Raw genomic sequence first — 19,264 nt, 5'->3', positions numbered from 1 at the left:
GTCACTATTAGGGTAGCCTACCCTTATTAGGCGGTTTTGGTGCGGTCTGCCCGGTGTAGCAGCCCGGCGGCCACCAGGCCGCCGATCAAGACCGCAGCCGCACCCACCAACTGCCCCGTCTCCAGCGCCGAGGCGAAGGCGACGGTCACGGCCTCCCGTTCCGCCCCCTCACCGGCGGCGGCGAGAGCCGCGGGAAACGACCCGGCGCCGGCCAGGGCCGCCGGCAGCAGCGCCGCGAACCGGGCGTTCAGCACGGCGCCCAGCACCGCGATGCCGAGGCTGCTGCCGACCTCGGTCATGGTGCCGTCGACACCCGCGCCCGCGCCGGCCTTCGCCGCCGGGATCGCGCTCATCACCGCCTCGACGATGGCCGGGTTGGCCAGCGCGCAACCGACACCCATGACGAGCAGCCCGACCAGCAGGACCCCGTACCCGTCGGACGGAAAGAGGGTGACCAGCGCGAGACCAGCCGCGAGCAGCGTCATGCCAACCGCGATGGCGACCGCCAGACCGAGCCGACGGATCACGCTCGCGACGACGCCGCTGACGTTGAGCAGCACGATGGACAGCGCGAAGGGCGCCATCCGCAGACCGGCCTCCCAGGCGGGATAACCCCTGACGAACTGGAGGTGCTGGGTGAGCAGGAACAGCGCGCCGGTGGCACCGAACGTGATCAGCACGACGCCGGAGATCGCACCGACGAAGCGCCGGTCCCGGAAGAAGCGCATGTCCAGCATCGGGTGCGCGACCCGTCGCTCCCACCCCACGAAGATCCCGAGCAGGAGTACGCCGACAACCGCCGCGCCCATCACCTCGGTCGACGCCCACCCGCGCTCCGGCCCGGAGATGATCGCCCAGACGACAGCGGTCAGGCCGGCGGTGGAGAGCACGGCGCCGAGCACGTCGAGTCGGCCACCGGCCGGCCCGCGGGACTCGGGGACCAGCGCGCGACCGACGAGCAGGCAGACCAGCACGATCGGCACGTTCATCAGGAAGATCGCGCCCCACGGCAGATGCGCGAGGATCGTGCCGCCGATCGGTGGCCCGATGGCGAAACCCAACGCGCTGGTGGCGGCCCAGATGCCGATCGCCCGGGACCGCTCGGCGGCGTCGAAGACCTGCATCGCCACCGCGAGCGTCGCGGTGACCAGCAACGCGCCACCGACGCCCATCCCGGCCCGCGCGGCGATCAACTGCCCGCTGGTGCCGGCCAGACCGGCGGCCAGCGAGCCGACCCCGAACAGGACGAGCCCGGCGAGCAGCATCCGGCGGCGGCCGTACCGGTCGGCGGCGCTACCGGCCGTGAGCAGCAACCCGGACAGCACCAACGCGTACGCGTTGATCATCCATTGCACCTCGGCGGTGCTGGCACCCAATTCGGTGGTGAGCACCGGCACCGCCACTGTCAGCACAGTGTTGTCCAACACCACTACCAGTTGCGCGACGCACAGCACGGCCAGGATGAGCCAGCGCTGTGGCAGTCGTGCCGATGTCGCGGTGTCGGTGGCCGGCTGAACAGTGGTCACGCCACCGCCTTGACGCCATCCACTGCGGGCTGCTCGGTGGGCTGCTCGGCCGTCGGGTCGACGGCGGGGCCGGGCCGGTGCGGGAATCGCCGCTGATGGGCGAGGCCGAGAGCGACCCCGGCGGCCACCAGCACGATGGCCGCGACCGCTACCGCCGGATAGCCGACCCGGTCGGCCGCCGCGAGACCGATTGACGCCGCCACGAACGAGCAGACCAGGCCGAACGACGACAGCACTGTGAAGTCGGTGCCACCGGTGTCGGGCCGGGAGTAGTCCATGTTGACCGTGTAGAGCACGACGTTGGCGACGGTGTAGGCCACCATGAAGCAGCAGAGCGCGGCGACCGTCCCGCCCAGCGGCGCACGGCCGTTCATCAGCGGCAGCAGCAGCAACGTCGACACAGTGAGCGCCACGCCGCCGACCACGAGCACGCCACCGCGCCCGAACCGCCCGATCCCGAGCCCCGCGACCAGACCCGCCACGATGGCCGGGGCGCTGATCACCACGCCGGTGACGACGCCGATCCGACCCAACGACCACCCGGCGTCGACCAGAGCCGGGGTGACCAGGGCGTACGCCATGCCCGCGCCGACGTAGACCAACGGCACCACACCGAAGGTCCACCACCGGCAGCCCGGCTGGCCGAACACCGACAGCAACGCCCGGTAGGCCGCGCCGACCCGTTCCACCCGATCGGTACGGGGAGGCTCCCGAAACCGCCACACCACCAGCAGGCCGACCGCCGTCATCGCGGCCAGCAGGCCGATCGCCGGCGCCCAGCCGAACTGGTCGTAGACCAGGACGCAGGCCCCGCCGCCGAGCAGGTTGCCGAGGTAGCTCGCCGCGACCTGGATGCCGTTGCCGGTCCCCCGGGCCGAGTCGGCGAGCATCCGGACCGCGACGGCGTCCACGGCGATGTCCTGGGTGGCCGAGAAGAACACGTACGCGGCGCAGATCGCGATGATCGGGCCGAGCGCGTCGGCCGGGCTGGCGAACGGCAGCAGCGCCAGCAGAGCGAGCACCAGGGCGGTCTGGAGCACGAGCAGCCAGGAGCGGTAGTGGCCGCGGTGCCGTGAGCCGTACCGGTCGAGGATCGGCGCCCAGAGGAACTTGATGGGCCAGATCAGGCCGACGATCTGCAACATCGCCAGCGTGTCCAGCGAGGTGCCGCCGTCGCGCAGGATTGCGGTGAGCCCGACGGTGATGAAGCCGACGCCGAGGTACTGGGTGACGTACAGCGCGGTCAGGGTGCCGAGCCGGCCCTTCATGCCGCTTTCCAGTAGCCGAGGGAGGTCAACCGGTCCTTGTCGACGCCCAGCGTCTTGCGGAGGTGCCTGGTGATGCCCCGGGTGGTGGCCGCCTCGCAGGCCACCCAGTAGTGGCCCGCGCCGCTGGTCGGCAGTGCGGCACAGACCGTGTCGACGAGATGTTGACCAGCGTCGCGCCGTGGCACCCAGGTGATGTCGTGGTGCTCCCGGGCCCGCAGCGCGAGCGCCTTCTCGCCCTCGTGGGCGTACTCCAGCCAGACCGTCGCCGGGATCTCGGCACCGGCGTCGAGCAGGCTGTTCACCGCGGGCAGCGAGGCCGCGTCGCCGACCAGGTAGAGGTGCTCGGGCGCGGGATCGGGCAGCTCGAACGCGCTGCCCTGCACTGTCGCGCTGACGGTGTCGCCGACCTTGGCCGTGGTGGCCCACCGTGTCGCACAGCCGTCGTGGATGGCGAATTCGAGTGTGAAGCGGCCGGTGGTCGGGTCGGGGTCCACCAGCGTGTACGCGCGCTGGTGGGCCCGGCCGTCGTTGTCGAACCACAGCCGGATCCACATCGTGGGGTGCACCCCGCACGCCTCCAGCAGGCCGCCCCCGTCCAGGAGGAGCCGCTGGTAGTGCCCGTCGATTGACTCGGTGCTCAGGACGGTCAACTGAAAGTCCCGCCCTCCCATGGCCTTGAGGACCAGGGCCTCCCAGTTCCGTTTCACGCACCCCTCCAGGTAAGGTCATCCTTGGTTAGGGGAGGTTAACCTAAGTCGCGCCCCGGATGGAACAGAGGACAGCGCCCGATGACGTACCAGGAGAAGATCGCCGGTCTCGGCGAGCTGTCGTTGGTGACCGTGGACCCCGACCGCGACGCCGCGCTCCTGCACGGTTGGGTGACCCTGCCTCGCAACTCCTTCTGGGGAATGGGTTCGCACACCCTCGAAGAGGTCCGCGAGATCTACGCCTTTGTGGACAGTCTGCCCACGCACCACGCGTACCTGATCACGGTCGACGGGGAGCCGGTCGGCCTCTTCCAGAGCTATCAGCCCGAGGCGGACCCGGTCGGCGAGCGCTACTCCGTCCAACCCGGCGACGTCGGGATGCACCTGCTGCTCAGCCCCGACCGACGCCTCGCCCGCAGCCTCACCAACGCGGTCGGCCCGGCCGTCGCCCGCTTCCTGTTCCGCGACCCGGCCGCGCAGCGGATCGTTGTCGAGCCGGACGTCCGCAACCACCTCGCCCTACGCCGACTGGAGATCGAGGGCTTCACCTTCGACTCCGAGATCGACATGCCGGACAAGCGGGCCCAACTCGCGTTCCTGACCCGCGCCCGGTTCGCGGAGAGGCACCCGACGCCGGCCTGACCACCGACACGGCCGGCGGCCGTCAGCCGTTGGCGTTCCAGAAGCCCACGAGGGTCGCGGTCCACCAGGCGATCTGCGAGATCGTGGCGGCGGCGACACCGGGCAGCAGGGCGGACCAGGATGCGCGGCCCTGCACGGCCACGAGCCGATCCCGGACCCGGCCGAGGAACAGCCCGTTGATGCCGACCACCAGCACCGCGACCAACTTGACCCAGACCAGCCCGGACGACGTGTCCGGCCCGAGGGCGGCCCCACTGGCGAGCAGTCCCACCAGACCCAGCCAGATGAGCAGGTGCGCGCCGCGGGCGGCGGTCAGCACGGTGCCGAGCGGTTCCCGACGCAGCAGCCAGCGGAGGCTGAACCAGTCCACAGTCAGCACCGCGCCGAAGCCCACCACGAGGCAGGTCAGGTGACAGAAGAGGGCGACCATCCGCGCACCCGGAGAGAGGGTGACGTGCGGTGCGACCAGGATCGCGATCAGCCAGCCGAGACTGACCGTCAGAACCGAGGCGACGATGGTGGCCCGGCCGGCGGCGCGCCGGTGGCCCCCGCGCCAACCCGCCGCCGGCACCGGGGCTACCGCGTCGGGCGGTGACGCGCTCAGGGTCCGGTGCGTTGCGCGCCGCACCGGGCGGACGGCGTCCGTCGGGACGGCGCGGTGGGCGGGGCGGGACGCCCGGGACGGAGGATGGACGTCAGCGTGCAGGTCAGACGTGCGCATCGGCCGGTCCTCTGGGCCGCATGCTCAGCCGCCCGGTGCCGCGGTGGGCGCGCCGGGCCGGTTGTCCAGCGTGTTCAGCTCGGCGGCGCGCGCCTGCTGGATCCGGCCGGCGAGCGCCTTCAGCTCCGGGCTTCCCCCGGCGGTCTGCTCGCCTCGGCACAGCACCACTGTCTGCGCGAGGTGCGCCCGGATCAGGGCAGCCGCCCGCGACGACACCTCCGCGTCGGACGCGGCACGGAGCTCGGCGAGGCGGGCATCGGTGACCATGCCGGGCATCTGATGCCCCTCGTGGATGTTCAACTCCGGCACGTTGCCCGCGGCCAACAGCCCACGCAGGTCCCGCAACTCCGCCTGATGGGCCTTCCGGACCTCGCCGAGGAGAGCCCGCAGCGACGGATCCGCCGGGCGGGCGTCGAGCTGGTCGATCAGCGCGAGCGCGCCCTCGTTCATCGGGATCAGCAGTTGGATGAAGGCGTCGTCGGTGCCGTTGAAGACCACCGGCGCGGTCGGCACCGCAGCGGCCGGCGACGCTGTCACCGACGACGCTGCCGGCTCCTGGTTGGTGCGGCCCCAACCCTGGGTGACCCCGACGGCCAATGCCGTGGCGACCACTGTCGCGACAACGCCGACCAGCCGCCCGGCCCGTACGCGAGGCCCTCGGCGCTCCACCATGATCTGCTCGTCCATTCGTTCGCCAGTGCTCAGCGGGCGGCTTGGAACGCGCGGCCGACCACTGTCGCCTCGGTCCCGTCGCTGAACAATCCGGACCGGTCCTTGTCAGTGGCGGGTAGCCCGAACCAGGCGTAGCGCTGGAGGTAGGGGAGTTGGCCGAGCATGGCGGTGGCGGCCGTGAGGAAGGCCGCCTGCTGCTGCTGACTGGGAAACTGCGAACCGCCGCCGGCGAAGCGGATCAGCGCGAACTCGGTCAGCCAGATCGGCTTTCGGTACCGCTGGTAGACGGCCTGGAGGTACTGCCGGAGTTGGGCCACCGCGGTGGCGGTCGTGAAGTCGGCGCCGAACCAGTGCAGCGTGATGAAGTCCACCCGGTGGCCGCGGGCCTGGGCGCCGGTCATGAACCTGTCCAGCCAACCCTGCGGGTCCGGCCCGCCCCAGGCGACCGCCGGGCTGCCCAGTTTGCTACCCGTCGCCATCAGCTGCGGCCACAGGTCCAACGCCCGCTCGACTGTCATGTTCGCCTGCTCGGGCAGGTCCGGCTCGTTGAAGGTGAGCAGGTACGGCCCGGCGGCCTTGGCCCGAGCCAGCTCCGCGGCGGTGACGTTCTCCGCGCTGCGGATCATCGGCACGAACGTCGCACCGCGCGGCGTGCTGATCCCCGGGTGCTGGGTGCCCCAGGTGTAGTACCAACTGGCCCTGGAGTTCGCCAACGCCTGGCTCGCCCCGGCGAAGTTCCACACCCCGACGCCCTTGCGGGCGGAGCTGACCGCCGGCGCCACCGGAGCTTTCGACGAGGGCCGTGCGCTCGGCGAGGGCGCGATGCTCGGGGCGGCGACGGCGGTGGGCGCGGCAGACGGCGGCGCCGCCCACGAGGGTGCGGACGGCTCATCCGGCAGGATCACCACCGCCATGGTGATGGCCAGGACGGCGGCGGCCACCCCAGCGGCGAGGGACGGTACGAGGCCACGGGGCCGGTTCACCGCGAGGTCGACGACGCTCGGGCCGCCGCCCGCATCGGTGGGCACCGCGCCCTGTGGGGTCGGCCCGGCGGCGGGTCCGGCCGTCGGGCTCGGCGGCGCGACGGCCTGCACGGCGGCGGCCGGGGCGGCAGCGCTCGGTAGGTGGGCACCGAGACCCGCCGGCAGCGGCAGCAACGGCATACCGGCGAGCAGCCGATCGATCGGCAGGAGGCTGGTGCCCAGCCGCCCACAGAACGCGCAGTCGCGGACGTGTCGAGCCAGTCGCTTGCGCCACAGCGAGCTGGGCGTGCCGTCCCACTCGGCGCTCACGGCGCCCAGGTCCGGGCAGCCGGGGCGGGCGCGGAGCGCCCGTACGACGCCGCGGGCGCTCTGGATCTGCTCCTTCATCCGATGGATCCGCACCGCGACGTGCCCGGGTGACAACCCGAGCGCGTCGGCTACCTCGTTCCGGGTGATCTCGCCGGTCTCCTCCAGCCACCACAGCGAGAGCAGTTCCTGGTCGTCCGGGTCGAGCCAGCGGGTCGCCTCGGCGACCTCGCGTCGTTGGTCGGTGAGGCCGAGCCGGAGGATTGTCATTCCCGCGAAGTCCGAGGCCGGGTCGGGCACGTTGTGGATCGCGTCGAGACCGGCATCGCGGTTGAGCGCGACACGGCGGCGCGTCTCCCAGTCACGCACCTGGCGGATGGTGATCGCCACCAGCCAGGACCGGTACGCCGCCGGGTCGTTGAGCGCGGGCAGGTAACGGATCACCCGTACCAATGTCTCCTGGACCACGTCGTCGACGTCGGCGTGCCCGCGCAGCGCACGCCCGACGATGTTGTAGACCAGCGGGAGCGAGGCCGCGACGACGTCGTCGAGAGCGCGCTGGTCGCCCTGCCGGGCCGCGACGACCAACCCGACATCGGGCAGTGCTCGACCGGCTGACGACATGGGTCTCACTCCTTGGGTGCTCATCCGCGCGGCGCCCACGCTGGGTGTGCTGACCGCCCTCAAGATCGGAGACTCGCGGCAGCGGGGGGGATTACAGAATTCCCGGGCGGCCGGTTCGCCACAAGCGAGACGGGTCCGTCGGCGGCGCATATGTGGTGGCGGCGCCGGGTATGGTGCGGGGTGTCGGTGTCGCCGGGCGTTCGCCCGTGCACAGGGCACCAGCATTCGGGCGCCAGCGTGTGCGCCGAAGCGTCACCAGGTCGCACGGCCGACGTTGCCGAGGCCCCAGACGCACCCCTTTCGTAGAGACAGGATCCCTGCATGACATCGAACGACAACGGTCGACCCGCCCTGTTCCTCGCCACCTCGCACGGTGACGTGCTGGACGGGCCGGCGGTGACCTTCGACAGCAGCGAGGAGGCCATGCGGCGACTGCGCCACCCGTTCGCTGTGAAGCCCGACCAGCCGGCTGCGACCGCCGTCGACGCCTCGGATCAGCGCGGCTGATCCCCGCCCGCCCACTCTTCAAACGCCTAGCCTCATACTTTCGGCTAGAAAATAATCGGTCTTTCGGGTAATGTCCGGGTCATCAAGTGAACGACATGACGCGGTGGCGAGGCCCGTGCTCGTGGCCTTGCGACAGCGCACCTTCGCCCGTACGTGCGCCCCGGCGGCAGCCGGTTCGGAGACTCTTCCGGTCGACTCGATCGACGGGCCTGCGGGAAGGACCACCCAGATGGCCACCATCGTCGACAACGCCACCAGCGCCACCAGCGCCGGCATCGATCCGCGGAGCAGCGAGCAGAGCCCGGACGACCTTCTCGCCGCCCTGGCGGCGACCCCGGCGGACGATCCCCGCCGTCCGGCGGTGCGGGACCGTGCCATCGAGGCGTGGCTGCCGCTCGCCCGGCACCTGGCGCGCCGCTACGGCGGACGTGGCGCACCCGACGACGACCTGGCCCAGACCGCCTTCGTCGGGCTCATCAAGGCCGTGGACAACTTCGACCACAGCCGAGGTGTCGACTTCAGCGGGTACGCCATTCCCACAATCATCGGCGAGATCAAGCGCTACTTTCGGGACCGCACCTGGGCGGTGCGCGTGCCGCGCCGCCTCCAGGAGCTGCGCCTGTCCATCAGCGCGGCGAACAGCGCCCTGACTCAGAAACTCGGCCGCTCGCCGACCGTCGCCGACATCGCGTCCTACCTCGACGTGACCGAGGAGAATGTCCTGGAGGGGCTGGAGGGCGCCCGCGCCTACCGGGCCACGTCGCTGTCCACCCCGACCGGGGCTGACGGCAGCCGCGAGCTCGGCGACACCCTGGGCGGCGACGACGTCGCGTTCGAGCTTGTCGAGATCCGCGTCGCCCTCGGCCCGGCCCTCGCCACGCTGCCGGCACGCGAGCGCCAGATCCTGAGCCTGCGCTTCCACGGCAACCTGACCCAGGCCCAGATCGCCGACCGGATCGGTGTCTCACAGATGCACGTGTCCCGGCTGATCACCCGCTCGCTGGCCGCGCTGCGACTCCAGCTCAATCCAGACATCGCAGCCTGAGCCCGATCAGAGTTGGATGACGTGGCCCACCCGTGGCGGCGTACGACCGGCGAGAACGTCGAGCCAGGCGTGTTGAAGCGCCGCCGGCCCCGCGCCCACCCGAACGTCCAGCCACCCGCTCACCACGGCGGCGAAGCGTTGCCATGCCTCGGTGAACCGCAGGTCGAGCCCGTCCCGGCCCCAGTCGTGGCTGCGCTTGCGCATCTGCACCGGCGCGAAGAACACCTCCTCGGCGGCGTCGGCGTTCGGCGTCTGGTTGGTGAGCCCGACCGCGATGTCCCGGACCAGCCGGTCGCCGAGGCGCCGACGCACTGCGGCGCGGGTCGAGGGCGCGCCGGACAGGTCGAGGTAGACCGTCGGAACCACGTCGAGGCTGTCGATGTCGTCGTACGACACGACCTCGTCGTAGCAGCCGAGCGACCGGGTGAACTCCAGGTTGCCGGGTGAGGTGAGACCGACCAGGCGCGGCCCACGCCGGTGCAACTCGAATGCGGCGGCGTACGCGGTCTTGCTCGACGCCGACGACACCAGCAGCGCCTCGGCACCGTAGAAGTCGTTGTCGACGACCTGGTCGGCCAGCATGAACGAGGTGAAGAACAGCGGCCGGAACAGGACCAGCAGATCCTCCTGGTCGCGCTGGTACGCCGGGTCGCCGGCGGTCGACCGGTAGGCGTTGTACGGCGACGGCAACTCGGCCCGGTGCGGGCTCGCCTCGCGGAACCCGGACGCGTCCACGCGGTCCGGTCGCACCACGAGGTGACCGGCGGGCGGGAGGTAGCCGTAGATCCGTTGCCCCACCTCGACCCCCGCCACCGCCGAGGCGACCACCTCGGCGAAGCCCCAGAGCGGCGGCAGGCCCCACTGCGGCCCGAGCCCCTGGGCAGCTGGCGGAAAGAACTGCCAGTAGCGCATCGAGTCACCGAGCACCGCGTAGGTCACGTTGTTGGCGGTGAGGCCGACGCGGTCCACGCGCAGCAGCGCCTCGCCGTCGGCCAGTGCGGGCGTGGAACCATCGACGAGCGTGGTCTGCCCGAGGTCGTCACGCGCCACGGCGAAGGTCCATGAGTCAGCCATGAGGTGACGCTAGACAGCCTCGCGATCGGAGACAAGTGCACTGCGAGTGCAAAATCCCACTGCGCTCGGTCAGGGTCGGAGCCTGGCGAGGTCGCGCAGGTGTGCGAGCGGCAGATGCGGCGGCCGCCACTCCACGAACAGGGCCGTGGCGTCGTCCTCGAGCTGGGCGTCCTGGTAGCCGACGACCGCGCGGACCAGGCGACGCATCGTCTCCGGGCTGGGCAACCCGTCGTTGAGAGCGCGGTTGACGAAGTCGACGAGCCGGTCCAGCCCGAACTGCTCCCCCTCCGCGCTACGGGCGTCGGTGATGCCGTCGGTGTAGGCGAGGATGCGGTCGCCGGGGTGCAAATTCTCCACGTGCACCTGCGGTCGGCGAGGTGACAGGTGACCCAGGCCGAGCGGCAACACGGTCGGCCCGGGTAGCTCCCGAACGGCCTTGCCGTCACGCAGCAACATCGCACCGGGATGACCCGCGTTGATCATGCTGAGCCGGCCGGTCTGACGGTCCAACTCGATGAGCAACCCGGTCGCGAAGAAGTTCGGGTGCTCGGAGCGCACCCACCGGTCGATGCTGATCGCCGTGTCGACCAGGTCGAGGCCACACCGACGGGCGTTGCGGTACGCGCTGACCACCAGTGAGGCCAGGGTGCTCGCCTTGATGCCGTGCCCACAGGTGTCGAAGAGCCCGACGCTGAGCACGTGGTCGTTCAACGCGTAGTCGAAAATGTCGCCACCGACGTCATAGCACGGTTCGAGGATGGCGGTGACCACCAGGTCGTCGGTGGCGAAGGTCAGCGGTGGGAGCAGGCCCCACACGATCTCGGCCGCGACCTGCATCGGCATCCGCCGCCGCATCCGCTCGACCACGTCACCGTAGTGCCGGCGGTTGACCAGGATCTGGGCGACGTTGACCGCCACCTCCCAGGCCGCACCGTCCATCGTCTCGTCGGCGGCGGCCGGCGAGACGATCTCCAGTACGCCCATCCGCTCGCACCCGAGCAGCAGTGGCACCCAGACCCGGTCCGGGTTGTCGGGCGCTCGCTGGATGTCGAGGGTGGTGAAGGCCCGGCCGGCGAGCGTCGTCTCGATCGGCAACTGGTCCCGGTCGAGACCCGCGCCGAGCAGCGGCACGAGGAGGGTCTGCGTGTAGTCGGCCAGATAGATCACGATCTCGCTGGCGCCGATGGCGGGCGCCGTACGGGCGACCAGTTGCGACACCTCGTCCGGGCCGCCCCGGGGCGCGTTGAGCTGCAACCACCGCACCACCTCGCCGATGTCGGCCATGCTCCACCTCCCCCTGTCCAGCGGTGAGGCTACCCCGCCCCGGCGCATTCTCCGCCCGCCTCGACCATCGCGCTGAGGAGCGCGGACAGCGGCACGGTGGCGAATCCCACTCGCGCGTCACTCGCCCCGTACGGCACCCACAGCTCACCGTCGTGCACGAGCGCACCGCAGGAGTAGACGACGTTCGGCACGTACCCGTCCCGGTCGTCCTCGTCGGGCGCGAGGAGCGCACCAGGCAGGTGGGCGACGACCCGCTCCGGTCTGTGCAGGTCGAGCAGGAGCGCACCGATCGCGTACCGACGCATCGGCCCGACGCCGTGGGTGAGTACGAGCCAGCCGGCGTCGGTCTCGATCGGTGATCCGCAGTTTCCGACCTGGATCAACTCCCAGCTCTCGCCCGGTGCGTGCAACGGGGTCGGGGCCTGCCAGCGGCTCTCGTCGTTCAGTGCGGTCAGGCCGATGGTCTCGCCGTCGGCACGGCAGAGTGCCAGGTGCCGGCCGCCGACGGTACGCGGGAACAGCGCGAGCCCCTTGTTGCGGGCGCCCGGTCCACGCATCGGGGTCATCTCGAACCGGCGCAGGTCGTCGCTGGCCAGCGCGCGGGTGGCGATGTTCCGGCCGTCGTAGGCGGTGTAGGTGGCCCGGTACACCGGACCGGACTCGTCGACGAAGCGGACGAACCGGGCGTCCTCCATGCCGTTGCTCTCCGCCGGGATCGCTGGCCACAGCACCCGCTGGTGCAGAACCGTGTCTGCGGCGAAGCCCGTGGCGTAGCTACCGGCGTTGGTACGACGCAGTTGTTCGACGGTCCCCAACCCGGTGCTACGGGAGAGCAGATCGGGTGGCAGGTTGCCGAGCACCCGCTCGAAGGCGGCCCCGTCGTACCACTCGGGCAACGCGTCCAGCACCGTGGCCGCGACCTCGTTGTCGCAGCCCTCCTCTGCCAGGCCGGCAACGAGCAGGTCCCGACGGTGCCGTACGCCCATCCGCTGCCCGACGGCCAACGGCCCGGCCCGGTCGGCGATCCTGAGCTGTTCCCCTGGGCCGACGATCGCGGTGGCGAATCCGATCGAGGACACGTGGCCCTCCCCGACCTGGCGCAGGCTGATGGCGACGCGAAGCTGCCCCGGGCCGAGACCACCCTGGTCCGGGTGGACCACCATCGACGGGTTGCACAGGGCAGCGGCCTCGACGGCGTACTCGTGGCTGAAGTAGGCGCCGACCAGCAGCCGGCTGTTCGGTGAGAGGTCCCGGGCCCGCGCGGCACGGTGCCGGACCAGCTCGTAGTGGTGGCGGAAGGTGCCGGCCAGGTCGCGGTGCCGGGCACCGAACCGGTCGAGGGTGTCCCGCAGCAGCCGTGCGGTCTCCTCGTCGTCGAGGTGCGCGACCCGGTCGATCAGCGCCTGCGCGCGGGTCCGAACCACAGCGGCGTCCTCACCCGGGACGAAGAGCTTGACGATGACGCGGCGGGGATCCGGGGTGAGAGTGACGTCCTGCCGGACGGCCAGACTGCCTGTCACGGCCACCGCCGGGCGTGCTGAAGCGTGGAGATGAGCGCGAGGGTCGACTCGGCGCCCTGGTTGAGGTTGGGCCCGTGCGGGGTCAACCCGTCGTAGCCACCGCCGGTCGCCGGATCCCACATCGGCGTGCCGAGGTCGTTGTCGCCGAGGAACCACCCGACCGCCTGCCGCACCCCGTTGTCCCACTCCGGGTCGCCGGTGACAGTGGCCGCCGTGGCGCAGGCATCGGCCAGGGCGGCGACCTCGATCGGCTGCTGGTCGTGGTGCAGCCGCACCGCGCCGCGCCGCCAACCCCCGGCGGGTACGACAGACAGCCGCCCATCGCGGAGCTGGACACCGCGCAGCCAGGTCAACATGCGCAGGCCGTCGGCGAGGGGTGGGCCACCCTCGCGAAGCTGACTCGCAGCGATGATCACCTCGGCGATGGCGGCATTGGCGTACGTCAGCTCCTGCCGTGGCCACGGCCACCCCGCATCGGTGGCCGGCGGGCCGATCGTGCTGGCCGCGTCCGCCAGTAGGGATGCGGCGACGACGTGGCCCGGGTGACGGCGAAGCACCTCGGCAGCGCCCAGGCCGGCGAAGGCCATCGTGTGCGGGGCCTTTGCCCGCCGGGTGGCGCCGCGACTGAAGGCGACCAGCGCCTCCTCGCGTACCCATGGGGCGGGGCTGCGGGCGACGGCAGTGCCCAGGCCCCACAGAGCTCGACCCCACCAGTCGCCGAGCCCTGGCTCGTCGACCCAGCGCCGGTCGTGCCCGAGCCGGTTGCGGAACGCGCCGCCGGCGTCCTGCGCGTGGGTCAGGAACGCCAGGTACCGCTCCGCCAGCCGGAGCAGTTCCTCGCTCGGCTCCGGCTCACGGCTGACGACCAGCAGGCCACGGGCCACGTCGTCGGTGCAGTAACCATGCTCACGCCGGACGATGGCGTGCCGTGCGTGCTCGAACAGACCTGTGTCATCGCTCAGCCGAGCCAGGTGCGCGAAGCTCGGCGCGGGTGCCGTCGCCCAGCGCCCACGCGTCGACGTCCGGGGGCGTCCGGTGGTCGCTGTCACGCCGGCACGGCGCTGACGGCGGGTGAGCGGGCGTCGAGAAGCTCTTTGGCGAGGGTGTCGTAGCGGGCCGCCACCGCAGGCCAACGCAGGTGCGCGGCCAGCGGGCGGACCCGTCCGGCCAACCGGGCGGCCAGGCCCGGTTCGATCAGGACCCGCCGGATCGCCTTGGCCAGTGCCGCCGGGTTCTGGTGGGGTACGACCAGACCGGGCCCACCGGTCAGCAGCTCGACGGCGTGCGGGAACGCCGTCGCCACGACGGGCACTCCGGCGGCCACCGCCTCGATGAGCACCCCGGAGGTGACCTGTTCGCGGGAGTCGTAGGGCAGGACGACCACGTCGGCGGAGCGGATCAACCGGCCCAGCGCTTCCTGGTCGTGGTAGATGTCCTGGTAGTCGACGGCGTGCGCGACGCCCAGCTGGGCACCGAGCTGGTGCAACCCCGCCCGGTACGTCTCACCGTGGTGCTCGATCACCTTCGGGTGGGTCCGCCCCGCCACCGTGTAGGTCGGAGTCGGTTCCAGATCCTGCAACCGCGCGAGGGCCCGCAACGACCATTCGATGCCCTTGCCCGGCCCGAGCAGCCCCCAGGTCAGCAGGTGCGGGCGGGTACGCCGGTCGGCGGGTACACCGGCAAGCTCGGCCGCGCCGTGCGGGATCACCGTCACCTTGCCCGGCGGCACGGCATACCCGACGAGCAGCCGGTCGCGGGCCGTGTCGGTCATCGTGACGACCGCCCCGGCGGTCGCCACGATCTGCTCCAACAGGGACTTCTGCCGGGCCGAGGGCTGGCTGAGCACTGTGTGTAAGACCACGATGCTCGGCACGCTGAGCCGCCGCAGCAGCGGCAGGACCTCCTCGCCGTCGGTCCCGGGGTAGATGCCGTACTCGTGCTGGACGATCGCCACGTCGTACGCGTTCAGAGCGGCCGCCGCCTCCCGCCATCCGGCCGGGTTGCGCGCCGACCAGGTGTGCACCACCCCGGGTACGGGCCGCTGGTCGTCGCCGTGATCGGTGACCCGGACGATGCCGCTGCGGGTGCCGTCGGCGGTCAACTGGGCGGCGAGGGCCGCGTTGAAGGTGGCCAGTCCGCACCGGGTCGGTGGGTGGGTGCTGAGGAATCCGTAGCTGGGCATGAACGTCGGGCCTTCCGATTGTCGGCCACCGCAGGAGTACGGGTGAGCCTCACGCGGGAACGGCGCACGCTGGTCAGCGTGTGTGACCGGCGGAACGGAGAGCGGTGCAGTTCAGTCAGTTGCGGGCGAGCTTGTCGTAGACCGCGAGATAGTCGGCGACCATCCGGTCCGCGCTGAAGCGCTTCACAGCCCGTGCCCGACACTCCACCCGATCGAGGCCGGCGGCCCGGGTGATCGCTTCGACGGCCTGGTCGACGGTGGAGACGAGGAGACCCGTCACCCCTTCGTCGACGACCTCGGCCATGGACCCTCGCTTGTAGGCGACGACCGGGGTGCCACAGACCATCGATTCCACTACCGACAGCCCGAACGGCTCGTCGAACGCGATCGGGTGCAGCAGTGCGGTGCTGTCACCCAACACCTCGGCTCGCCGCCGCGGACCCACTGACCCGAGGAAGACGACCTGATCGCCGTCGATGTGCGGGGCAACCTTTTCGGCGAAGTACCGCTCGTCCTGCACGATCCCGCAGATGGTCAGGCGCCGGCCGGCGCGGCGGGCGATTTCGATCGCGGTGTGGGTGCCCTTGTCCGGGTGGATCCGGCCGAAGGCGGCCAGCCCAGGACCGGCCTCGTTGGTGAACGGCAGGCTGGTGACATCGACGCCGTGGTAGACCGTGGCCACGTAGTCGAGCTCTGGAGCCCGGTCGGCGTCGGAGATCGACACGTACGACGAGCGGGCTCGGCCATAGGCGGGCAGGATCCCCGCGCCGGAGAAACCGTGCACTGTGGTCAGCAACGGCGCGCGACAGTGTTCCGCGAACGCCAGGGGCAACCAGTCCAGGTGACTGTGCACCAGGTCGAACTCCGCCGAGCGGGCCATCGCGTGGGAGACGTGCATCGCCTCCCACACCCGACCGTCCAGGTCCGGGTCGTCCGCGTACCCCCGTGGGCAGACTCCGTCGAGCTGGGCGGACGTGACGGAGTCCAGTGTCGCGAAGAGCGTCACGTCGATCCCGCGACTGACCAGCCCTTCGGCGAGCAAGCCGGTCACCTGCTCCCACGGGCCGTAGTGGTGTGGGGGCGTACGCCAGGCGACCGGTCCGAGCAGCGCAACCCTCAAGGGGATGACGCGTCGACGAGATCAGCTGGGTTGAGGTTCAGGGTGGCGAGCAGCCCCGAGTGCTTGGCCGGGTCCACGTGCTCCGGCAGCTCGCGCTCGACCCAGTCGGCCCGGGCCTGCTGGCCCCGGTCGCGTAGTGCGGTGACGATCCGATCCCTGGCGATCCTCATCTGGTACTCCTTAATTAAGGCGTTCGGAACAATTCGCACGGAGGGTGAACCCGAGTGCGCGGTTCGGGCAACCGACCGCCGGACACCGATGACGCGGCGCCGGTCGGTCGGGACGCGGTCTGCGATCAGCCGACACGACCGGTACGTCGCGGCGATGGAGAAGATGAGCGGTAACGCCCCTGGCGGGCTGGTGGCGACGGCGTCTGGCGGCCACCGGGGTCCCGGACGACATGTTCACCGTACGCTCTCGCGGCGGTCCGCCGCACCAGCGCCCTGGACGGGCCGGAGGTCAGGGCTCCAGCACCACCTTGCCGGCCCGGCTGCGGTTCTCGGCGAACACCAGTGCCGCAGAGACCTCGCTGAGCGGGTAGCGGGCGGCGATCTGCGGCACGATCACTCCCTGCCGCAGCAGGTCGAGCACGATGCCGAGGTCGGTACGCAGGCGACGGCGGAACGCGGCGGGCCGGGTGAGCTGACCGGCCCAGAAGTTGTAGAAACCGGCCCGGTGGCCGTTGGGCAGCGCGTTCCAGGTGTAAAGGCGGGCCAGCAGCTTCACGAAGACCCACGCGACCGACTGCCCGGTGCCCACGGCGGCGGCGTTGCCGTAGACGACCAGCTTGCCGCCGGGGGCGAGCAGGGCGTACGAGGTGCGTACGCCCGGGCCGGCGACCGGGTCGAAGACGGCGTCGACGCCACCCGGCGACAGCTCGCGGACCCGCGCGGCCATTTCCGGGTCGCGGTAGTCGAGCGGTTCGACGCCGAGTTCGCGCAGGCCGGCGTGGTGCCGTTCGGCGGCGGTGCCGATGACTCGCAGGCCGAGGTGTCGGCCGAGTTGGACGAGAACGCTCCCGACGCCACCGTTCGCGCCGTGCACGAGGATGGTCTGCCCGGCCGTCAGGTCGGCGTCGCGCAGCATCTGCCAGGCGGTCACCCCGTTGACGACGACGGTCTCGGCCGCGGCGGGGTCCAGACCTGCGGGTACGGGGGCCAGGGCGTCGATGTCGACAAGCGCGTGGGTGGCCCAGGCACCGGTCTTGGTGACCGCCGCCACCCGGGTGCCGACCAGTGCGTCGTCGCCGCCGGGGCCGACCGCCCGGACGGTGCCGACGAGGTCGTAGCCGGGCACGAACGGGAACTTCGGCTGGCCGGGGTAGAGCGCGTGGCGCATCTGCTGCTCGGCGAACGAGATGCCGGTGGCCTCGACCTGGACGAGCGCCTGCCCCCGGGCGGGGACGGGCATCGGGCGCCGGTGCAGCAGGAGGCCGTCGGGCTCCACCACACCGGGAAGTACCACTTCGGTGATCGTCATGTCGGTGGTCATCGGGCTTCTCCCTTGTTTGTAAGTGTGCACTCACACACTTAGTGGTCTGAAAAAGTGGGCCGCCGAAGCGGCCCGGCATCGGGCTCGGTCAGGGGTGGCGAATGCCTGCGGTCAGGGCACGGGCCCAGGGCTCCGGGACCTGCTCCAGGCCCGCGGTGACGATCAGGTGGCACAGCTGGCCGTACGCGAAGAACTGCTGCACCTGCGCGTCGCTGGCGCCGGCCCGGCTCTGCACGAAGGTCGCGACCCGGCGGTAGCCGGCCCGCACCGCCTCGGCGACTTCCGGGATGTCCGTGACGGCCTGCGCCTGCACCTGGAAGAGCAGCAGGTCGCGATCGGCGATCAGCTCCGCGTAGGCACCGCCCATGGCGTCGAGGATCTCCTGCGGGCTGTCACCCCCGGCGCGCTCCGCACCCGCCTCGATCGCGTCGGCGATCCGGTCGAAACATGCCCCGGCCGCCGCCACGAACAAGCCGAGCTTCCCGGAGAAGAGCCGGAAGACGTACGCCTCGGAGATGCCGGCGGCGGCGGCGACGGCGGTGACCGGTGTGGCGTGGAAGCCGGCGCGCGCGAACACCGACACTGCGGTGTTCAGGACGGTGACCCGGCGGGCCTCGGCGGTGGATCGCATGTATGTAAGTGTGCACTCACAAACAAGTGTCGTCAAGTCCGTCGCGCTGCGGCGTCCTCGTCCGCCCGGAGGGGCTCACTCCAGCGGATAGAGGCGGGCCGGGTCGCCGGGTCGGAGGCTGTCCGGCACGTCGTCCGCACTGCTGGCGGCGATCGAACCGAGCAGCGCCAACGAGCGGGCGGACTCCGTACCGGGCTCAGCGTGGTAGATCACCAGCAGCTGCCCGTCGGCGCCCGCCACCGCGAGCTTGTCGCAGTACAGGTCGAGGTCGCCCACCTCGGGGTGGTGCAGCCGGCTGACGATGCCCTCCCGTCGACGGACCTCGTGACGCGCCCACAACTGCCGAAAGCAGTCGCTCTTGAGCGACAACTCCCCCACCAGCGCCGTCAACCGTGGGTCGTCGGTGGCCCCGCCCGAGTCGGCACGCATCTGCCCCACCACGCTCTGCATCGCCTGTCGCCAGTCGCGGAACAGCTCCCGCTCGGCCTGGTCCAGGAACACCGCGCGGAGTCGGTTGGCGCCCGGGGCGAGATTCGGCGACAGCGCCCTCGCCATCGGGTTCGAGGCCAGGATGTCGAGGTAGCGATTCTGCACGAAGGCCGGCATGGAGAGCTGCCGCAGCAGGTGCAGGATGCTGGCCGGGACCCGCTCGGCGGCCGGCCGGGCCGCCCTGCGCGACCGCGCGCGGCTCAACCCGATCATGTACGCGGTCGCCTCCGGATCCAGCCGCAGCACCCCGGCGAGGGCATCGAGGACCTGCACGGAGGGGTGCCGCTCGCGACCCTGCTCCAGACGGAGGTAGTAGTCGGCGCTGATGCCGGCCAGCATCGCCACCTCCTCACGCCGCAGCCCCGGCACCCGGCGCAGGCCCACGCCCGGGCCGAGCCCGACGTCTTCGGGCCGGGTCTGCTCCCGGCGGGCGCGCAGGAAGTCGCCGAGCGGGTTCGTTGCGTCCATGCCA

General features: G+C 71.4%; 19 protein-coding genes. 3 read left to right on the top strand and 16 right to left on the bottom strand.

The window, feature by feature from the left end:
- Positions 1–26 precede the first annotated feature (26 nt).
- The 3 genes from NIE79_RS31545 to NIE79_RS31535 are packed head-to-tail and all read right to left on the bottom strand — an operon-like array spanning position 27 to position 3,501.
- Entirely contained in the window at positions 27–1,526 is a 1,500-nt protein-coding gene (locus NIE79_RS31545) for an MFS transporter (RefSeq protein WP_238682040.1), read from the bottom strand.
- Positions 1,523–2,794, bottom strand: a complete 1,272-nt coding sequence (locus NIE79_RS31540) for an MFS transporter (RefSeq protein WP_238682039.1) — start codon at positions 2,792–2,794, stop codon at positions 1,523–1,525. The genes NIE79_RS31545 and NIE79_RS31540 overlap by 4 nt, the downstream gene beginning before the upstream one ends.
- Positions 2,791–3,501 carry a siderophore-interacting protein gene (locus tag NIE79_RS31535; RefSeq protein ID WP_238682038.1) on the bottom strand — a complete coding sequence of 237 codons (711 nt, stop codon included), beginning with the start codon at positions 3,499–3,501 and terminating at the stop codon, positions 2,791–2,793. Before NIE79_RS31535 ends, NIE79_RS31540 begins: the two co-directional genes overlap by 4 nt.
- A gap of 81 nt (positions 3,502–3,582) precedes the next feature.
- Here NIE79_RS31535 and NIE79_RS31530 point away from each other — a divergent pair, with 81 nt between their 5' ends.
- Positions 3,583–4,143 carry a GNAT family N-acetyltransferase gene (locus NIE79_RS31530; RefSeq protein ID WP_238682037.1) on the top strand — a complete coding sequence of 187 codons (561 nt, stop codon included), beginning with the start codon at positions 3,583–3,585 and terminating at the stop codon, positions 4,141–4,143.
- Positions 4,144–4,165: 22 nt separating this feature from the next.
- Here NIE79_RS31530 and NIE79_RS31525 read toward each other — a convergent pair whose 3' ends face one another.
- The 3 genes from NIE79_RS31525 to NIE79_RS31515 are packed head-to-tail and all read right to left on the bottom strand — an operon-like array spanning position 4,166 to position 7,449.
- Positions 4,166–4,864 carry a hypothetical protein gene (locus NIE79_RS31525; RefSeq protein WP_238682036.1) on the bottom strand — a complete coding sequence of 233 codons (699 nt, stop codon included), beginning with the start codon at positions 4,862–4,864 and terminating at the stop codon, positions 4,166–4,168.
- Positions 4,865–4,888: 24 nt separating this feature from the next.
- Positions 4,889–5,551, bottom strand: coding sequence for a DUF305 domain-containing protein (locus NIE79_RS31520; protein ID WP_238682035.1), 663 nt, complete (start codon positions 5,549–5,551; stop codon positions 4,889–4,891).
- Positions 5,552–5,565: 14 nt separating this feature from the next.
- A complete protein-coding gene (locus NIE79_RS31515) occupies positions 5,566–7,449 on the bottom strand; it encodes a sigma-70 family RNA polymerase sigma factor (RefSeq protein WP_238682034.1) in 1,884 nt (627 codons plus the stop codon).
- A 321-nt stretch (positions 7,450–7,770) separates the two neighbouring features.
- Between NIE79_RS31515 and NIE79_RS31510 the strand changes: the two genes are divergently transcribed.
- Both NIE79_RS31510 and NIE79_RS31505 read left to right on the top strand, forming a co-directional pair.
- Positions 7,771–7,956 carry a hypothetical protein gene (locus NIE79_RS31510; protein WP_238682033.1) on the top strand — a complete coding sequence of 62 codons (186 nt, stop codon included), beginning with the start codon at positions 7,771–7,773 and terminating at the stop codon, positions 7,954–7,956.
- 229 nt (positions 7,957–8,185) lie between these two features.
- Positions 8,186–9,001 (top strand): SigB/SigF/SigG family RNA polymerase sigma factor, encoded by an 816-nt coding sequence (locus tag NIE79_RS31505; protein WP_238682032.1) that lies wholly within the window; start codon positions 8,186–8,188, stop codon positions 8,999–9,001.
- Positions 9,002–9,007: 6 nt separating this feature from the next.
- Here NIE79_RS31505 and NIE79_RS31500 read toward each other — a convergent pair whose 3' ends face one another.
- The 10 genes from NIE79_RS31500 to NIE79_RS31455 form a co-directional block, all read right to left on the bottom strand.
- Entirely contained in the window at positions 9,008–10,075 is a 1,068-nt protein-coding gene (locus NIE79_RS31500; protein ID WP_238682031.1) for a DUF2855 family protein, read from the bottom strand.
- A 69-nt stretch (positions 10,076–10,144) separates the two neighbouring features.
- Positions 10,145–11,359, bottom strand: a complete 1,215-nt coding sequence (locus NIE79_RS31495) for a PP2C family protein-serine/threonine phosphatase (RefSeq protein WP_238682030.1) — start codon at positions 11,357–11,359, stop codon at positions 10,145–10,147.
- A gap of 29 nt (positions 11,360–11,388) precedes the next feature.
- Entirely contained in the window at positions 11,389–12,879 is a 1,491-nt protein-coding gene (locus NIE79_RS31490; protein ID WP_238682029.1) for a glycoside hydrolase family 130 protein, read from the bottom strand.
- Positions 12,876–13,928, bottom strand: a complete 1,053-nt coding sequence (locus NIE79_RS31485) for a glycosyltransferase (RefSeq protein ID WP_238682028.1) — start codon at positions 13,926–13,928, stop codon at positions 12,876–12,878. The genes NIE79_RS31490 and NIE79_RS31485 overlap by 4 nt, the downstream gene beginning before the upstream one ends.
- Positions 13,925–15,061 carry a glycosyltransferase gene (locus NIE79_RS31480; RefSeq protein ID WP_238682027.1) on the bottom strand — a complete coding sequence of 379 codons (1,137 nt, stop codon included), beginning with the start codon at positions 15,059–15,061 and terminating at the stop codon, positions 13,925–13,927. The genes NIE79_RS31485 and NIE79_RS31480 overlap by 4 nt, the downstream gene beginning before the upstream one ends.
- A 115-nt stretch (positions 15,062–15,176) precedes the next feature.
- Complete coding sequence (locus NIE79_RS31475; RefSeq protein ID WP_238682026.1) at positions 15,177–16,181, bottom strand: glycosyltransferase family 4 protein; 1,005 nt, start codon at positions 16,179–16,181, stop codon at positions 15,177–15,179.
- Entirely contained in the window at positions 16,178–16,351 is a 174-nt protein-coding gene (locus NIE79_RS31470) for a hypothetical protein (RefSeq protein WP_238682025.1), read from the bottom strand. The genes NIE79_RS31475 and NIE79_RS31470 overlap by 4 nt, the downstream gene beginning before the upstream one ends.
- Positions 16,352–16,640: 289 nt before the next feature.
- Positions 16,641–17,672 (bottom strand): medium chain dehydrogenase/reductase family protein, encoded by a 1,032-nt coding sequence (locus tag NIE79_RS31465; RefSeq protein ID WP_238682024.1) that lies wholly within the window; start codon positions 17,670–17,672, stop codon positions 16,641–16,643.
- Positions 17,673–17,760: 88 nt separating this feature from the next.
- On the bottom strand, positions 17,761–18,303 hold the full coding sequence (locus NIE79_RS31460; RefSeq protein ID WP_238682023.1) for a TetR/AcrR family transcriptional regulator: 543 nt from the start codon (positions 18,301–18,303) through the stop codon (positions 17,761–17,763).
- A gap of 75 nt (positions 18,304–18,378) precedes the next feature.
- Positions 18,379–19,260 carry a helix-turn-helix domain-containing protein gene (locus tag NIE79_RS31455; RefSeq protein WP_238682022.1) on the bottom strand — a complete coding sequence of 294 codons (882 nt, stop codon included), beginning with the start codon at positions 19,258–19,260 and terminating at the stop codon, positions 18,379–18,381.
- Positions 19,261–19,264 lie beyond the last annotated feature (4 nt).

Source organism: Micromonospora trifolii, assembly GCF_022229005.1.
In the GTDB taxonomy this organism is placed as follows: domain Bacteria; phylum Actinomycetota; class Actinomycetes; order Mycobacteriales; family Micromonosporaceae; genus Micromonospora; species Micromonospora trifolii.
Note: the sequence above shows the minus strand (reverse complement) of the source record. Positions and strands in the feature narration are given on the sequence as shown.

Bases quoted from the DNA above. Each gene is read 5' to 3' on its own strand.
- NIE79_RS31525 (WP_238682036.1), bottom strand. From the start codon at position 4,864: ATGCGCACGTCTGACCTGCACGCTGACGTCCATCCTCCGTCCCGGGCG.
- NIE79_RS31500 (WP_238682031.1), bottom strand. From the start codon at position 10,075: ATGGCTGACTCATGGACCTTCGCCGTGGCGCGTGACGACCTCGGGCAG.
- NIE79_RS31530 (WP_238682037.1), top strand. From the start codon at position 3,583: ATGACGTACCAGGAGAAGATCGCCGGTCTCGGCGAGCTGTCGTTGGTG.
- NIE79_RS31465 (WP_238682024.1), bottom strand. From the start codon at position 17,672: ATGACCACCGACATGACGATCACCGAAGTGGTACTTCCCGGTGTGGTG.
- NIE79_RS31460 (WP_238682023.1), bottom strand. From the start codon at position 18,303: ATGCGATCCACCGCCGAGGCCCGCCGGGTCACCGTCCTGAACACCGCA.
- NIE79_RS31470 (WP_238682025.1), bottom strand. From the start codon at position 16,351: ATGAGGATCGCCAGGGATCGGATCGTCACCGCACTACGCGACCGGGGC.
- NIE79_RS31455 (WP_238682022.1), bottom strand. From the start codon at position 19,260: ATGGACGCAACGAACCCGCTCGGCGACTTCCTGCGCGCCCGCCGGGAG.
- NIE79_RS31520 (WP_238682035.1), bottom strand. From the start codon at position 5,551: ATGGACGAGCAGATCATGGTGGAGCGCCGAGGGCCTCGCGTACGGGCC.
- NIE79_RS31480 (WP_238682027.1), bottom strand. From the start codon at position 15,061: ATGCCCAGCTACGGATTCCTCAGCACCCACCCACCGACCCGGTGCGGA.
- NIE79_RS31515 (WP_238682034.1), bottom strand. From the start codon at position 7,449: ATGTCGTCAGCCGGTCGAGCACTGCCCGATGTCGGGTTGGTCGTCGCG.
- NIE79_RS31510 (WP_238682033.1), top strand. From the start codon at position 7,771: ATGACATCGAACGACAACGGTCGACCCGCCCTGTTCCTCGCCACCTCG.
- NIE79_RS31540 (WP_238682039.1), bottom strand. From the start codon at position 2,794: ATGAAGGGCCGGCTCGGCACCCTGACCGCGCTGTACGTCACCCAGTAC.
- NIE79_RS31495 (WP_238682030.1), bottom strand. From the start codon at position 11,359: ATGGCCGACATCGGCGAGGTGGTGCGGTGGTTGCAGCTCAACGCGCCC.
- NIE79_RS31505 (WP_238682032.1), top strand. From the start codon at position 8,186: ATGGCCACCATCGTCGACAACGCCACCAGCGCCACCAGCGCCGGCATC.